The 14,988-nt window shown below is 71.7% G+C and carries 13 protein-coding genes; 1 reads left to right on the top strand and 12 read right to left on the bottom strand.

Features of this window, described 5'->3' with window-relative positions:
* Nucleotides 1-30 precede the first annotated feature (30 nt).
* From MTP10_RS17790 to rpmE, 8 genes are all read right to left on the bottom strand, one after another.
* Nucleotides 31-1,368, bottom strand: a complete 1,338-nt coding sequence (locus tag MTP10_RS17790) for an MraY family glycosyltransferase (RefSeq protein ID WP_310710582.1) — start codon at nucleotides 1,366-1,368, stop codon at nucleotides 31-33.
* Between the two features lie 57 nt (nucleotides 1,369-1,425).
* Nucleotides 1,426-2,691, bottom strand: coding sequence for a serine hydroxymethyltransferase (gene glyA / locus MTP10_RS17785; protein WP_310710581.1), 1,266 nt, complete (start codon nucleotides 2,689-2,691; stop codon nucleotides 1,426-1,428).
* Between the two features lie 122 nt (nucleotides 2,692-2,813).
* Complete coding sequence (locus tag MTP10_RS17780; RefSeq protein WP_310710580.1) at nucleotides 2,814-3,197, bottom strand: hypothetical protein; 384 nt, start codon at nucleotides 3,195-3,197, stop codon at nucleotides 2,814-2,816.
* Nucleotides 3,194-5,077: a hypothetical protein gene (locus MTP10_RS17775; RefSeq protein WP_310710579.1), complete on the bottom strand. Its 1,884-nt coding sequence runs from the start codon at nucleotides 5,075-5,077 to the stop codon at nucleotides 3,194-3,196. The genes MTP10_RS17780 and MTP10_RS17775 overlap by 4 nt, the downstream gene beginning before the upstream one ends.
* A gap of 89 nt (nucleotides 5,078-5,166) precedes the next feature.
* Nucleotides 5,167-5,814 carry an L-threonylcarbamoyladenylate synthase gene (locus MTP10_RS17770; RefSeq protein ID WP_310710578.1) on the bottom strand — a complete coding sequence of 216 codons (648 nt, stop codon included), beginning with the start codon at nucleotides 5,812-5,814 and terminating at the stop codon, nucleotides 5,167-5,169.
* A gap of 31 nt (nucleotides 5,815-5,845) precedes the next feature.
* Nucleotides 5,846-6,709: a peptide chain release factor N(5)-glutamine methyltransferase gene (prmC, locus tag MTP10_RS17765; protein ID WP_310710577.1), complete on the bottom strand. Its 864-nt coding sequence runs from the start codon at nucleotides 6,707-6,709 to the stop codon at nucleotides 5,846-5,848.
* Entirely contained in the window at nucleotides 6,706-7,758 is a 1,053-nt protein-coding gene (gene prfA / locus MTP10_RS17760) for a peptide chain release factor 1 (protein ID WP_310710576.1), read from the bottom strand. Before prfA ends, prmC begins: the two co-directional genes overlap by 4 nt.
* Nucleotides 7,759-7,847: 89 nt before the next feature.
* A complete protein-coding gene (gene rpmE, locus MTP10_RS17755; protein WP_310710575.1) occupies nucleotides 7,848-8,066 on the bottom strand; it encodes a 50S ribosomal protein L31 in 219 nt (72 codons plus the stop codon).
* Between the two features lie 228 nt (nucleotides 8,067-8,294).
* Here rpmE and MTP10_RS17750 point away from each other — a divergent pair, with 228 nt between their 5' ends.
* Entirely contained in the window at nucleotides 8,295-9,323 is a 1,029-nt protein-coding gene (locus tag MTP10_RS17750; protein ID WP_310710574.1) for a hypothetical protein, read from the top strand.
* 21 nt (nucleotides 9,324-9,344) lie between these two features.
* Here MTP10_RS17750 and MTP10_RS17745 read toward each other — a convergent pair whose 3' ends face one another.
* From MTP10_RS17745 to MTP10_RS17730, 4 genes are all read right to left on the bottom strand, one after another.
* Nucleotides 9,345-9,980 carry a response regulator transcription factor gene (locus tag MTP10_RS17745; protein WP_310710573.1) on the bottom strand — a complete coding sequence of 212 codons (636 nt, stop codon included), beginning with the start codon at nucleotides 9,978-9,980 and terminating at the stop codon, nucleotides 9,345-9,347.
* Between the two features lie 10 nt (nucleotides 9,981-9,990).
* Nucleotides 9,991-11,268: a sensor domain-containing protein gene (locus MTP10_RS17740; RefSeq protein WP_310710572.1), complete on the bottom strand. Its 1,278-nt coding sequence runs from the start codon at nucleotides 11,266-11,268 to the stop codon at nucleotides 9,991-9,993.
* Between the two features lie 141 nt (nucleotides 11,269-11,409).
* Entirely contained in the window at nucleotides 11,410-13,506 is a 2,097-nt protein-coding gene (gene rho, locus MTP10_RS17735; protein ID WP_310710571.1) for a transcription termination factor Rho, read from the bottom strand.
* A gap of 457 nt (nucleotides 13,507-13,963) precedes the next feature.
* Complete coding sequence (locus MTP10_RS17730; protein ID WP_397334473.1) at nucleotides 13,964-14,962, bottom strand: homoserine kinase; 999 nt, start codon at nucleotides 14,960-14,962, stop codon at nucleotides 13,964-13,966.
* Between the last annotated feature and the right edge of the window lie 26 nt (nucleotides 14,963-14,988).

Raw genomic sequence — 14,988 nt, 5'->3', positions numbered from 1 at the left:
CCGCTTTTACCTGCCGTTTCTAGTTCGCGATCATGAACTGCCCGGAACGGCGTGGATGACCGATTCGCCGACAGCCTGCGCGCGCCCGTGCGGAGGCTCCTCCATCGGCCGGACGGGCGGCGTGGCCTGGGTGTTCACCGGATTGTCGACCGGGTTGGCGGCCGGACGGCGCACCGGGCCCTGCACCGGCGGGACCGGCGGCATGGGGCCGGTGGGCGGGCCGTCGTCGTCGGAGGGCGCGCCGCCGCGGGTGCGCGCTCCGCCCCTGCCGCGCCAGCGCGGCGCCGCCATCAGCACCACCAGGAGGCCGACGGCGAGCAGGATCACGACGGGGAACATGAGGACCGGCACACCCCACTTCGACATCGCGACCAGGCCGAACGCGAACAGGAAGGCCCAGGCGTACATGATGAGGACCGAACGGCGGTGCGAGTGGCCGATGTCCATCAACCGGTGGTGCAGGTGGCCGCGGTCGGGCGCGAACGGCGACATGCCGTAGGACGTGCGGCGCACGACGGCGGTGATCAGGTCGATGAGCGGCAGGACCAGCACGGCCGCCGGCACCAGCAGCGGGAGCAGCACCCCGAACCGGTTGATGCCCTCGATGACCGACGGGTCGACCGGGGTCACGGTGACGATCGAGGAGGCGAGCACCAGGCCGATCAGCATGGCCCCGGTGTCGCCCATGAAGATCTTGGCCGGATGGAAGTTGTGCGGCAGGAAGCCGAGGCAGGTGCCGATGAGGATGGCCGCGATGCCGGCCGTGGTGGTGATGTTGTCGCCGCTGATGCTCTGCGACAGGAAGATCGAGTATGTCCAGGTGGCCATGGCGGCGATGCAGACGATGCCCGCGGCCAGGCCGTCGAGGCCGTCGACGAAGTTGACCGCGTTGATCGTGACGACCACCACCAGGATGGTGATGATGGTGCTCAACGTGTAGTCGAGGCTGGTGGAGCCGCCCCAGTCCTTGGGCAGCGGGATGTAGACCAGGCGCAGGTCGAAGAAGACGAGGACGCCCGCGGCGGCGATCTGGCCGGCCAGCTTGATGAAGGGGTCCATCCCCCACCAGTCGTCCAGGAAGCCGGTGACCGTGATGAGGCCGCCCGCGATGATCAGGGCCATCACCGGATTGCCGTCGGCCTCGCCGAGCGCCTCGCCGGTGTGGGCGAGCTGGCTGGCCACCAGCAGCCCCGCCACCAGGCCGCCGTACATCGCCAGGCCCCCGAGCCGGGGCGTCGGCGTGGTGTGCACGTCGCGCTCGCGGATCTCCGGAGCGGCCCCTATGCGGATGGCGAAGCGGCGCACCAGCGGGACGAGGAGGTACGTCACCGCAGCCGCTATGAGCGCCATGAACAGGTATTCGCGCACGGTCCTAGTTTCGCGGATGCGCCGGGCCCCTGTGACCGGAAATCGACACAGACCGGCTTAATATTCGCTGAGATATGGACGATGGATGGTCAGGAGCGCCGTCACCCGCTCGCGGACGTCCCCGGCGCCCCCGGGATTGCGCACCGCCTCGGCCACCAGCGTGCCGACCTCCTTCAGCTCCTCCGGCCCCATGCCCTGGGTCGTGACGCACGGCGTGCCGACGCGCAGGCCCGAGGTCACGGCCGGAGGCTCCGGATCATACGGGATGGCGTTGCGGTTCAGCGTGATCCCCGCCGCGGCGCACCGCCGCTCCGCCTCGGCCCCCGACACACCGAGGCCGCGCAGGTCGATGAGCGCGAGATGCGTGTCGGTGCCGCCGGACACCGGGCGCATGTCCGCCGCGGCCAGCGCGTCGCACAGCGCCCGCGCGTTGGCGACGACGCGCCTCGCGTACGCGGCGAACTCCGGCCGCAGCGCCTCACCGAACGCCACCGCCTTGGCCGCCACGGCGTGCATCAGCGGCCCGCCCTGCACGAACGGGAACACCGCCCGGTCCACGCGCGCCGCCAGCTCCTCCGTGCACAGGATGCCGCCGCCGCGCGGCCCGCGCAGCGTCTTGTGCGTGGTGAACGTCACGACGTCCGCGTACGGCACCGCCGACGGGACGACCCCGGCCGCCATCAACCCCGCCGGGTGCGCGATGTCGGCCATCAGCCACGCGCCCACCTCGTCGGCGATGCCGCGGAACACGGCGTAGTCGAGCAGCCGCGGGTACGACGTCGCCCCGCACACGATGACCTTCGGCTGGTGCCGCAGCGCCAGATCCCTGACCTCGTCGTAGTCGACCAGCTCCGTGTCGCGGCGCACGCCGTACGAGACCACGTCGAACCAGCGGCCCGAGAAGTTCACCTTGGACCCGTGTGTGAGGTGGCCGCCGTGCGACAGTGCCATCGCCAGCATCGTGTCGCCCGGCTGGAGCAGCGCCGCGTACGCGGCCAGGTTGGCCGAGGCGCCGGAGTGAGGCTGGACGTTGGCGTGGTCGGCGCCGAACAGCCGCCGTGCCCGCTCGGTCGCGATCCGCTCGGCCCGGTCCACGACCTCGCAGCCGCCGTAGTAGCGCCGGCCGGGGTAGCCCTCGGCGTACTTGTTGGTGAGGGTGGACCCGAGGGCGGCGAGGACCGCGGGCGAGGTGAAGTTCTCGCTGGCTATGAGCTGGAGGCCGCCGCGCAGCCGCTCCAGCTCGTCCAGCAGGACCTGGGCCAGCTCCGGGTCCTGTCTCCGGAGCAGGTCGAAGTCCGGGCCGTAGTAGGGCTGAGCACCCATTTTTCCACTGTACGGGCGGATGCTCGATTTTCTAAGAGGGTTCTGGTTCTGGTGTCCTGTGTCGGCGGGTGGCCGTCAGGCCGGCTCGTCGTCCGGGCCCGCCCGTTCAGGTGTTCGACGATTCAGGAGAACGCGTGCGGCGCGCCCGCCGAGCTGGGGATCCAGCGCGGCGTGTCGGCGGCCTCGTCGCTGATGGAGGTGAGCACCGCCTGGCGGTACAGGGCGAGCCTGGAACGCCACTCGGCGATGTCCTCGACGTACCGGGAGCCGACGGGCGCGTCCCACGTCTGCGGGCTCCTGGCGAGCGTGTAGGCCTTGTCAAGGGCCTTCGTGAGCTCCTCCAGGAGCGGCTGGACGGTCTGCCAGGCGGTCACCAGGCGCTGATACTCGGGATTGAACTCCCAGGCCCTCGGCTGGGAGTCGAGCGGGTTGGTGCCGCCGGTCATGGGCGGGGTCTCCCCCGGACGCATCGGCTGGGGGGCGGGCGGGTCGACGAGTGCCATCATGCGCTCCTGTATCGGGTGCCGGGGCCGCCGTCGTGGGGGTGCTCGGGGTGGTCGTGCGGGTCTTCGGGGGTGGGGGTGATGTGGTCGAGCGGGATGCCCGGCGGCTGAGCACCGCCGATCCGGTCGAGGAGGGAGCGCAACTCGTCGAGGTCGAGGGGGCCGGCCGGGGCGGATATGGCGTGAGGGGTGTCTTGGACGGTGGTGGCCTGGTCGGGGCTCGGTGGCGCCGCCGGCGTCACCGAGGCGGCCGCGGCCCCCGGGCCACCGGATGACGCGGGGGCCGTCGGGTCGATGACGACCGGGGCGCCCTGGCCGGGTGTGGTGTCACGACCGGGTGTGGTGTCACGGCCGGGTGTGGTGTCACGGACCACGCCGGTGTCGCGGCCAGACGTCGTGTCCTGGTCGGGAGAGGTGCGGTCGGGCGTCGTGTCGCGGTCGGGCGTCGTTTCGCGGTCGGGCGAGGTGCCGTCGATGTCGCGCGGCGTCGTGTCCGCGCATCCCGTGCCGGTTCCGTCCACCTGGCCGGGCGTGGTGCCGGTCGTCCGATCCGTCCCGGTGCCGTCCGCGTGACCGGGCGTGGTGTCGATCGGCTGGGCAGGATGGGCGCCGGTGCCGGGCGTGGTGTCGATCGGCTGAACGGGGTGGGCGCCACTGATCGGAGTGCCGTCCGCGGGCGCCGTGCCGATCGGATGGACCGGGTGGGCGCCACCGATCGGAGTGCCGTCCGCGGGCGCCGTGCCGATGGGGATGGTCGGTGTGGCGGGCTGGGCGTCGCCTGAGGGGGTGGGCATCTCGATCGGCTGGACCCTGTCCAGGTTGTCCAGGATGTCGCTGATCTGCGCTGCCGTGGGTGGGTCGATGGGTATCTGGAGGACCTTCACGCCGTCGACGATCACCACGTGTGGCTTCTGGGGGTCGAGATCGGCCGGGTGATTCTTGGCGGGGGTGTCCACGCGGTCGTCCGGAGAGGCGGGATCGGCAGGGGTTGCCGGGTCCGCCGGGGTGGCCGGATCTGCTGGCGTTGCCGGGGTCGCGGGATCGGCCGGAGTCGTGGGGTCGGCGCCGTCGCCTCTGGGGTCGGGGACGCCGATGGGGTCCGCGGGGGTGAGGTCGGACGCGTCCGCGCCCGACTCGGCGCCGCGGTCACGCCTGCTGCCCAGGTCGTCGTCCTTGGGCTCGTCGCGCGTGCCCGAGTCGTCACCGACGCCCGTGTCGTCGCGCGTGCCGGTGTCGTCACCTGTACGGGTGTCGTCACCTGTGCGCGTGTCACCGCCGGTCCGAGTGTCACCGCCGGTCCTCGTGTCGTCGCCCGTGCGGCTGTCGTCCTTGCACGACCTGCCATCGTCCCGCGTCGTGCCGTCGTCGCGACCCGTGTCGGCGTCGACCCTTCGGCCGTCGTCGTCCTTGGCGTCCGGCTTGGACGGCTTGGGGTCGTCGCCCTTCTTGGCGTCGTCCTTGGCTGGTTTGTGGTGCTCGCCGGTCTTGGGGTCGTCGTCCATGGCATCCGGTTTGGACGGCTTAGGGTCGTCGCCCTTCTTCGGCTCGTCCTCGCCCTTCCTGGGCCGGCCGTCGTCCGCCTTCGGCTCGTCCGACTTCTTGGGGGTCTCGTCCTTGGTGTCGGCGCCCACCGAGGGGCTGTGGTCGCGGGGCTCGTCGGCGCGTTTCTCCAGCAGCCCGAGCCGTACCCTGACGTCCTTGGCCATGGTGTCCGCGGCGTCCGCGATCTGGGCCGGACGGTGGGCGGCGCGCGTGGGCAGACCGGCGCGGGTCATGATCTGGGTGACCCGGCCCTCCGTCGCGCGCATCTGGGCGGCCGCGCGCTTGATCTCCGCCAGCAGGTCACGGACCACTTCGGGATCCATGCCGTCGAACTTGCCCATGGGCTGCTCCCGGACGTCGTGGCCGCTCCGGAACTCACCGTAGGCATGTCCGGACCGCGACCGCAGCCGGGATAAGCAGACGGTATACGTCAGTCGTCGGTGGCGACGTACCCGATGATGCCGCGCAGCTTCTCCACCGGGATCGCCCCGCGCCGCAGCAGCCGCGGCACCGCGGTGGTGAGGTCGAGGATGGTGGAGGGCGTGTTGTCGGTGGTCTTGCCGCCGTCGAGGTAGACGGCGACGGACTCGCCGAGCTGCTCCTCGGCCTCGCCGGCGGTGACGGCGGCGGGCGCGCCCGACCGGTTGGCGCTGGACACGGCCATCGGGCCGGTCTCCTTGAGCAGGTCGAGCGCCACCGGGTGGAGCGGCATGCGGATCGCGACCGTGCCCTTGGTGTCGCCCAGATCCCACGACAGGGCCCGGTTGGCCTTGCAGACGAGCGTGAGCGGCCCGGGCCAGAAGGCGTCGATGAGGTCCTGGCCGTACGGGCCGAGGTCCTCGACGAGCGCGCCGGCGGCGCGGACGGTGCCGACGAGGACAGGCGGCGGCATGTCGCGGCCCCTGCCCTTGGCCTCCAGCAGCGCGGTGACGGCCGCGGGTGTGAACGCGTCGGCGCCGATGCCGTAGACGGTGTCGGTCGGAAGCACCACCAGCTCGCCGCGGCGGACGGCGGCGGCGGCCTCGGTCAGGCCCTCGGCGCGTTGTTCGAGGTCCGTGCAGTCAAAGGTTCTGCCCACGCGTGCATCCTAGTCAGTCGGGCTGGTCAGGCTAGTCGGGCTCGTCTTGGCCGAGCCTCGCGGTGACGAAGCGGTCCCTGCGGGTCAGGTCCTGGTGCAGGCGCACGTCGCGCCATCCGCTGGCCTCGGGGAACGTCAGGTAGACGGCGTTGCCCTGCTCGTCGGCGTGCTCGACGGCCACCCAGCCGCCGGGGCGCAGCAGCCGCCGGGCCGTGCGCTCGACCGCGCGCACCTCGCCGAGGCCGTCGTCGCCGGTGCCGTAGAGCGCCCGCGAGGGGTCGTAGTCGCGCACCTCGGGGTCGCGCGGGATGGCGCCGGGCGGGATGTAGGGCGGGTTGGAGATGACCAGGTCGACCTTGCCGTTGAGCTCGGGCAGCGCCTCGGCGAGGTCCTCCGGGTGCAGGTGGACGCGGCCCTGGCCGTGCTCGGTGATGTTGCGCTTGGCCCAGCCGTACGCGTCGGGGTCGACCTCGACCGCGTGGACCTCGGCCAGCGCCACCTCCTGGGCGATGGACAGCGCGATGGCGCCGGAGCCGGTGCCGAGGTCGACGACCAGCGGCGCGGCGACGTCCATCGCGTGAAGGGTCTCGATGGCCCAGCCGGCCATGACCTCGGTCTCGGGCCGCGGCACGAACACCCCGGGCCCGACCTTGAGCTCCAGGTAGCGGAAGTAGGCGTGCCCGGTGATGTGCTGCAGCGGCTCACGGGCCTCGCGGCGGGCGACGCCCTCCCAGAACAGGGCGTCGAAGTCGGCGTCCCCGACCGTGTGCAGCTCGCTCCTGCGCACGCCGTGAACGAATGCCGCGATCTCCTCCGCGTCGGTGCGCGGCGAGGGCACACCTGCCTCGGCCAGCCGGGCGGTGGCGAGCGCGATCTCGTCCAGCAGAAATGTCATGAGTGTTGTGCGAGCTTCTCCGCCATCTCGGCGTCGATGAGTGCCTGGGTGACGGCGTTGAGCTCGCCGTCGAGGACCTGGTCGAGGTTATACGCCTTGAAGCCGACGCGGTGGTCGGAGATGCGGTTCTCGGGGAAGTTGTAGGTGCGGACGCGCTCGGAGCGGTCGACGGTGCGGACCTGCGACTTGCGCTCGGCCTGCGCGGCCGCGTCGGCCTGCTCCTGGGCGATGGCCAGCAGCCGGGCGCGCAGGATGCGCAGCGCCGACTCCTTGTTCTGGAGCTGGCTCTTCTCGTTCTGGCAGGAGACGACCACGCCGGTGGGCAGGTGGGTGATGCGGACCGCGGAGTCGGTGGTGTTGACGCTCTGTCCGCCGGGGCCGCTGGAGCGGTAGACGTCGATGCGCAGGTCGTTGGGGTCGACGTGGACGTCGACCTCCTCGGCCTCCGGGTAGACGAGCACGCCCGCGGCACTGGTGTGGATGCGGCCCTGCGACTCGGTGACGGGCACCCGCTGCACGCGGTGGACGCCGCCCTCGTACTTGAGCCGGGACCACACGCCCTCGTCGCCCTTGGCCTTGATGCCGACCGTGACGTCCTTGTAGCCGCCGAGGTCGGAGGGCTGGGTGTCGATGATCTCGGTCTTCCAGCCGAGCCGCTCGGCGTAGCGGAGGTACATGCGCAGCAGGTCGCCGGCGAACAGCGCGGACTCCTCGCCGCCCTCGCCCGCCTTGATCTCCATGATGATGTCCTTGTCATCGTTGGGATCGCGCGGGATCAGCAGGTGCTTGAGGCGCTCCTCCAGCTGGGGGATGCGCTCCTCCAGCTCCACCGCCTCTGCCGCGAACGCCTCGTCCTCGCCGCCCAGCTCCTTGGCGGCGGTCAGGTCGTCGCGGACCGACTCCAGCTCGCGGTAGGTGGTGACGATGGGCGTGAGCTGGGAGTAACGCCTGCCGAGAGTGCGGGCCTGGTGCTGGTCGGCGTGCACGGCGGGATCGGCGAGCCGCAGCTCCAGCTCGGAATACTCCTTGAGCAACTCGTCGAGGTTCACCGTGGGTCCTTCTGCTTGGTTTTCCGGCCGTTCACCAACAACGCCGACCCGGCGCACCCATGAGTGCGTCCGGGCCGGCGTCGGTGAAGCTACTTGCCCGAGGCCTTCTTGCCGAAGCGCTTCTCGAAGCGGGCCACCCGGCCGCCGGTGTCGAGGATCTTCTGCTTGCCCGTGTAGAACGGGTGGCAGGCGGAGCACACGTCGGCGTGGATGGCGCCGTTCTTCGCGGTGCTGCGCGTCGTGAAGGTGTTGCCGCAGGTGCAGGTCACCTGGGTGACGTTGTAGTCAGGGTGGATGTCGCGCTTCATTGCTGTCCTTTCGGGGTGCGGCCGCCGGGTCGCCTGTTCACGCGCCGAGCGCGTCGGCGGGAGCCGGAGCCGCTACGGGTCAGCTACCAGTGTGCCAGATGCTTCAACCCTCCCAGGCCACGCGGCATTCCCCCGGGCCGTATGGCGAACCTTATGACGCGGTCACCCGAGTCACACTAGGCTCCCGCGCACAAACCGTTACTTACCACCCATAAGGACTGCGATCAGATGATGAAGGGGATGCGGCTGCTCATCGCGGCCGCTACGGGGGCAACGCTTCTCGTCGGAGGTGTGCACGTCTCGGCCGCGAACGCGGCCACGGCCGGTCCGGACTTCTCCGGGGCGGCCTCGTCCGACGCGTTCATCCCCCTCGACAAGGACGTCGAGGTCAGCGTGACGCTGCAGCTGAGGGACCCGGGGACCGTCAGCGCCGTCAGCGGCGACATCACGCCACCCGGAGGCGCCGGGAGGCCCGTGGGCTTCGACTTCCGGCCGTCCGGCGCGGCGGAGACCGCGCTGACCGGCCGCTTCGCCATCGGCAAGGACGACCCCGCCGGCAGTTGGCGGATGAACGTCAAGGTCACCCGCGACGGCGCCACCCGCGACAACGTCTTCGAGCTCGGCGTGGCGGCCCGGCAGGGCATCACCGACGCGGTCGTGCGGCCGAACCCGGTGCAGCTCGTCAAGGGCAAGGACGTCAAGGTCTCGGTCCGAGCGGGCGTCACCGGGGCGGCATCCGTGTCGGCCCTGCTGGTCAACGACGAGACGGCCGAGACCTTCGATGTCGGCGACCTGGAGCGCGGCTCCGACGGCTACTACCGGGGGGTCACGTACTTCAGCGACGACACCGGGCCCGGCTCATGGACCCTCGAGGTCCACGCCACCCGGGGCGGCCAGACGCTCAAGGGCGTCGCATCGTTCACCGTGAAGGCCCCGGCACGGGGCTCGTCCGGGAAGACGAGGACCAGGGTGACGATCAGCGCCCCGGCCAAGGCGGCCAAGGGACGTCCGGTCAAGGTCCAGGGCAAGGTCTTCCGCGGCTCCGCGGCGTACCCGGGCAAGAAGCTGGAGGTCTACTTCAAGGCCAAGGGCACCAAGTCGTACAAGCTGCTGGGCTTCGCGCGGAGCAACTCCTCCGGCAGGTACGTCAGGACGTACACGGCCAGGAAGGACGGCTACTTCCGCGTCAAGGCGCCGGGCACGGCCAGGACCCGCAGCTCCCTGTCACCGCAGGAGTTCGTCGACGTCAGGCCCTGACGCGCCGGCTCCGGGGACGTTCTAACGGCCCAGGTAGGTGAGCACGGCGAGCACCCGCCGATGGTCCTCGGGCGCCGGCCCGAGGGCCAGCTTGGTGAAGATGCCGGAGATGTGCTTCTCCACCGCGCCCTCCGTGACCACCAGCCGCGAGGCGATCGCGGTGTTGGAACGGCCCTCGGCCATCAGCGCCAGCACCTCACGCTCACGCGGCGACAGCGAGTCGAGCGGGGCGCCCCGGCGCTGGCGGCTGAGGAGTTGCATGACCACCTCGGGGTCGATGACCGTGCCGCCCGCGGCCACCTGTCTCACCGCCGCCAGGAACTCGGCCACGTCGGCGATCCGCTCCTTCAGCAGGTAGCCGACCGCCGGGCCGATCAGCTCGCCGGCGTAGCGCTCCTCGACGTACTGCGACAGCACCAGGATCGGGAAGCCGGGCCGCGCCTCACGCACGCGCAGGGCGGCCCGCAGCCCCTCGTCGGTGTGCGTGGGCGGCATCCGGACGTCGACGATGGCGAGGTCGGGGTCGTGCCGCTCGACCGCCTCCACGAGGGCGTCGCCCTCGGACACGCTCTCCACCGTCTCCACGCCGCCGTCGGCCAGCAGGCGCGCGAGCCCCTCGCGCAGGAGCACGGAGTCCTCGGCGATCACCACGCGCATGACCTCATGACTACCACGCGCAGGGCAGCTCCGCGCGCACGATCGTCGGACCGCCGACGGGGCTGTGCAGCACCAGGACGCCGTCGATGGTGGCCGCCCGGTCGGCCAGGCCGGCCAGCCCGCCGCCGGGGTGGACGGCCGCTCCACCGATCCCGTCGTCCCACACGTCCACCGTCACTCCCCCGCCGTCCCTGGCCACCCGCACGCTCGCCTCGGTGGCCGCGGAGTGCTTGGCCAGGTTCGCCAGCGCCTCGGCCACGATGAAGTACGCGATGCTCTCCACCGCCGCCGGCGGCCGCTCCTCCACCTCGACCGACACGTCCACGCGGATCGGGGCGCGGGCGGCCAGCGCCGACAGGGCAGCGTCGAGCCCCCGGTCGCTGAGGATCGCCGGGTGGATGCCGCGGGCGAGGTCGCGCAGCTCCTGGATGGCGGCCTTGGTGCCCGCGTGCGCCTGCTCGATGAGCGCCCGCGCCTCCTCCGGGTCGGTGTCGAGCTTCGTCCGGGCGCGGCCCAGGTCGACCGCCACGGACAACAGCCGCTGCTGGGCGCCGTCGTGCAGGTCGCGCTCGATGCGGCGCCGCTCGGTCTCGGCCGCGTCGACGCCCCTCGCCCTGCTGGCCCGTAGCCGCTCCTCCTCGCTCCCGCCGAGCAGGACGACGGCCAGCGTGCCGTGCAGCCACGCCATGCCGCGCACGGCGTACGCGGTGACGACGAGCATGCCCAGCCCGGCGGCGGAGGCGAGCACGGCCTCCGGCCAGGAGTCGACCACGAGCCCGAGGGCGTAGGTCAGGGTCGCGTATTCCGTGAACAGGAGCGGGGCCGCCAGCATGTACAGCGTCGCCGACCACAGCGAGACGGAGATCACGCACTCGACCAGGCTGAGCGGGCACAGCAGCAGCAGGTATCCGAGGTCCCTCCAGGTCGCCGGGTCGCCGAGCAGCCAGCTCAGATGCGCGGCGATGCCCTTGCCGGGCCGGGACCGGTACGGCGGCACGATGCGCACGCCCAGCGCGACGCGTAACAGGCGCCGCTCCAGGGTGGCCGCGCCGCGCCAGATCCAGATGGTGGCCACCAGCAGCGGAATGCCGATCCACAGGAACACCAGGCCGAGCGACAGCGGCACCGCCAGCGTCAGCACCGCGAACCAGCCCAGCCCGGCCACGGGGCTCAGCAGGCAGTACGGCACGGCCCGCCACGTCGCCGGGTCGGTCAGCACGGCCCACGGGCCCCGAGGCTCGAACGGCACCCGCGTCCGTGTCGCCACGGCGGTCATGTCGGCTCCCATGGGGACAGCGTGCCTCGCGGGAGCGCGGGAGTGAATCCGGGGAGCTTCCGTCCAGAAGGTGGGGTTATCCCCCCTCGCCGTCAGCCACGGGACGCGAAAGGGGCGGCCGGAGGATCCGGCCGCCCCTTCGCTGTGCGCGCGTCAGTCGCGGTCGTTGCTCACCGTGGTCTTCTGGACCTGCAGGAGGAACTCGGCGTTGGACTTGGTCTCCTTCATCTTCTCCAGGAGAAGCTCCAGAGCCTGCTGCATGTCCAGGGCGTGCAGGACGCGGCGGAGCTTCCACACGATCTGGAGCTCGTCCTTGCCCATGAGGATCTCTTCCTTACGGGTGCCGGACGCGTCGACGTCCACCGCGGGGAAGATGCGCTTGTCCGCCAGGGAACGGTTGAGCTTGAGCTCGGCGTTGCCCGTGCCCTTGAACTCCTCGAAGATGACCTCGTCCATCTTGGACCCGGTCTCGACCAGGGCCGTGGCGAGGATCGTCAGCGAGCCGCCGTTCTCGATGTTGCGGGCGGCGCCGAAGAAGCGCTTGGGCGGGTAGAGCGCCGTGGAGTCGACACCACCCGACAGGATGCGACCGGATGCCGGGGCCGCCAGGTTGTAGGCGCGGCCGAGGCGGGTGATCGAGTCGAGCAGGACGACCACGTCGTGGCCCAGCTCCACCAGGCGCTTGGCCCGCTCGATGGCGAGCTCGGCGACCGTGGTGTGGTCCTCGGCGGGACGGTCGAAGGTCGAGTGGATGACCTCGCCCTTGACCGACCGCTGCATGTCGGTGACCTCTTCGGGCCGCTCGTCCACGAGCACGACCATGAGGTGGCACTCGGGGTTGTTGCGGGTGATCGCGTTGGCGATCGACTGCAGCACCATCGTCTTGCCGGCCTTGGGCGGCGAGACGATGAGGCCACGCTGGCCCTTGCCGATGGGCGCGACGAGGTCGATGATCCTCGTGGTGAGGATGTTCGGCTCGGTCTCCAGGCGCAGGCGCTCCTGCGGGTACAGCGGCGTCAGCTTGTTGAAGTCGGGCCGGTTGCGGGCCTGGTCCGGGTCCATGCCGTTGACGGTGTCGAGGCGGACCAGGGCGTTGAACTTCTCGCGGCGCTCGCCGTCGCGCGGCTGCCGGACGGCGCCGGTGATGACGTCGCCCTTGCGCAGGCCGTTGCGGCGGATCTGCGCGATCGAGACGTAGACGTCGTTGCTGCCCGGCAGGTAGCCGCTGGTGCGCACGAACGCGTAGTTGTCCAGGATGTCGAGGATGCCGGCGATCGGGATGAGGACGTCGTCCTCGCCGATCACGGGCTCGCTGCCCTCGAAGCGGTCACGGCCGCGGCCGCGGTTGCGCTCCCTGAACCGGCCCCGGCGACCGCGTCCGCCGCGGTCGTCGTCGTCGCCGCCACCGCGCTGGTCGTTGCGGTCGCCGCGCTGGTCACGACCGGCGTCGGCGACGCGCTGGTCGCGGCCGTCCCGGCCACCGTCACGGCCGCCGTCGCGACCGCCGTCACGGCCACCGTCGCGACCGCTGTCACGACCGCCGTCGCGGATGCTGTCACGACCGCCGTCACGGCCGCCGTCGCGGATGCTGTCACGACCGCCGTCACGACCGCCGTCGCGGATGCTGTCACGGCCGCTGTCGCGACCGCCCTCACCGCGGTCGCCGGACAGGCGGTCGTTGCCCCGGTCGTTGCCGGTACGCTCGCCACGCTCGCGGCGCTCGCCGCGGCTGCGCCGCTCGCGGCGGCTCTCGCCGCGCTCGCCACGCGGGTCGCCCTGCGTCACGTCACCGGGCTGCGCGGGCTGCTCGACGGCCGGCTCGGCCACGACGGCCGGGGCGGCAGCGGCGGCCACGGGCTCGGCGACGGGCTCGGCCTGAGGCGCGGGCGCGGGCTCGTCGGCGGGCTTGGCGCGGGAACGTTCCCTGCGGGCCCGGGTGGGGCGCTCCGCCACGGGAGCCGCGTCAGCCACGGCGGGGGCCTCGGCCACGGGAGCCGGCGCGCTCGCGCCGTCCGCGGAGCCGCCCTGCTTCTCCTGGATGGCCGCGATGAGCTGGCTCTTCCGCATGCGCCCGGTGCCGCTGATGCCCAGCTCGGCGGCCATCTTCTGCAGCTCGGGCAGCACCTTCGCGGACAGGCCGGTGCCGGAGCGACGCGCGCGAGGCTTCGCCGCACGGGAGGGGGTGTCGCCGGACGCGGGCTGCGCAGGCGAGCCCGTTGCGTCGGAGAGGAGTTCGGTGGTGTCGCTCAACTAAAAGGTCCTTCCCAGGGGTCGGGCGCCGGTTTCGTTCTGCCGGGCGTCCCGGAGGTGCTTGCGATCCGGCGCAACAGACCGGGTCGGGGTGCACTTTGCGATCTTCGGCCGCCGCTGGGGACGGTCGCCACTCATCGGGAGAGGCTCGTCCAGGCCGCCACAGGCCGGTGGCGCGTGGAAGACACCCCCCAGATTGCTGTCGCCAGCCAGATGTCGAGGTGATTCGAACGCGCGGACCCCCGTCAACGCCGCCTCGCGTCGGGCCAACCGGGTGTGGGCCAACCGGAGGCGACGGGTTCCGGGGAGACAGCCGCGCTGCTCACGCCTCGCGACGTGAAGCATGATGCAGCGATGTGTGGCTGACAAGCACGCACCCAACAAGGGGGCATCTGGTGCGGCTACCAGCCTAACATCACCAGCGCACACGGCTATTCCCTGGAGGTCTAAAGAGGCATCAGCGTGTCTCGGGAAACTGAACGTTCGCCCCGACGTGGTCGACGTCCATTTGCTGGATGTGCCAGTCAGTACCCACTTCGGGCGCGATCAAATCCTGCGAATCCGGTGTCGAAAACGCGAGGACCGTGGGACCCGCGCCCGACACGATCGCGGGCACGCCCACTGCACGCAGACGTTGTACCAGATCCGCGCTCCGCGGCATCGCAGGCGCGCGGTAGTGCTGGTGGAGCCGGTCTTCGGTCGCCGCCATGAGCAACCCCCGATCAGGCCGCTGGGTCAGCGCGGCGATCAGCAGCGCGGCCCGGCCGGCGTTGAAGGAGGCGTCCTTGTGGGGCACGTCCTTCGGCAGCAGCCCCCGTGCCCTCTCCGTGGCCAGTCGTGTCGCCGGAACGAACACGACGGGACGCACACGTGCGTCGGGGACCAGTTTCACCATACGCGGTGCGCCGGACTGCTCCATCCAGGCCACGGTCAGGCCCCCGGCCAGGCACGGAGCGACGTTGTCGGGGTGGCCCTCCATCTCGGTGGCCAGCGCGAACACCTCGTCGTCGCCGAACCCGCCGCCCTCGGGCGAACCGCCGTCGGACGAACCCTCCTCGGACGAACCGCCCTCGGACAAGCCGCCGTCGGACCCGTTCGGGAAGGCGAGCGCGCGGGCGGCGAGGATGCCCGCGCAGATGGCCGCCGACGACGAGCCGAGGCCGCGGGCGTGCGGGATGCGGTTGAGGCAGCTCACCCGGATGCCGGCCGGCTGCGCGACGCCCATGCGGTCGAACGCCCGGCGCATCGCCTTGACGACCAGATGGCCCTCGCCGAGGTCCAGCTCCCCCTCGCCCTCGCCGCGGACCGTCACCTGGACGCCGGGCTCGGCGGTCAGCTCCGCCTCCACCTCGTCGTACAGGCCGAGCGCCAGGCCGAGCGCGTCGAAGCCGGGGCCCAGGTTGGCCGACGTGGCGGGCACGCGGATCAGCACGGTGCCCCTCCGATCAGGGCTCATCCGATCAGGTCTTCCTCTCCGCGCGG

It is taken from the genome of Nonomuraea sp. 3-1Str (assembly GCF_031570565.1).
In the GTDB taxonomy this organism is placed as follows: Bacteria; Actinomycetota; Actinomycetes; order Streptosporangiales; family Streptosporangiaceae; genus Nonomuraea.
The sequence above is the reverse complement of the archived record's forward strand: the minus strand, read 5'-3'. Positions and strand labels throughout refer to the sequence as shown.

Bases quoted from the DNA above. Each gene is read 5' to 3' on its own strand.
- glyA (WP_310710581.1), bottom strand. From the start codon at position 2,691: ATGGGTGCTCAGCCCTACTACGGCCCGGACTTCGACCTGCTCCGGAGA.
- MTP10_RS17780 (WP_310710580.1), bottom strand. From the start codon at position 3,197: ATGATGGCACTCGTCGACCCGCCCGCCCCCCAGCCGATGCGTCCGGGG.
- MTP10_RS17775 (WP_310710579.1), bottom strand. From the start codon at position 5,077: ATGGGCAAGTTCGACGGCATGGATCCCGAAGTGGTCCGTGACCTGCTG.
- prmC (WP_310710577.1), bottom strand. From the start codon at position 6,709: ATGACATTTCTGCTGGACGAGATCGCGCTCGCCACCGCCCGGCTGGCC.
- rpmE (WP_310710575.1), bottom strand. From the start codon at position 8,066: ATGAAGCGCGACATCCACCCTGACTACAACGTCACCCAGGTGACCTGC.
- MTP10_RS17750 (WP_310710574.1), top strand. From the start codon at position 8,295: ATGATGAAGGGGATGCGGCTGCTCATCGCGGCCGCTACGGGGGCAACG.
- MTP10_RS17745 (WP_310710573.1), bottom strand. From the start codon at position 9,980: ATGCGCGTGGTGATCGCCGAGGACTCCGTGCTCCTGCGCGAGGGGCTC.
- MTP10_RS17740 (WP_310710572.1), bottom strand. From the start codon at position 11,268: ATGGGAGCCGACATGACCGCCGTGGCGACACGGACGCGGGTGCCGTTC.
- MTP10_RS17730 (WP_397334473.1), bottom strand. From the start codon at position 14,962: ATGAGCCCTGATCGGAGGGGCACCGTGCTGATCCGCGTGCCCGCCACG.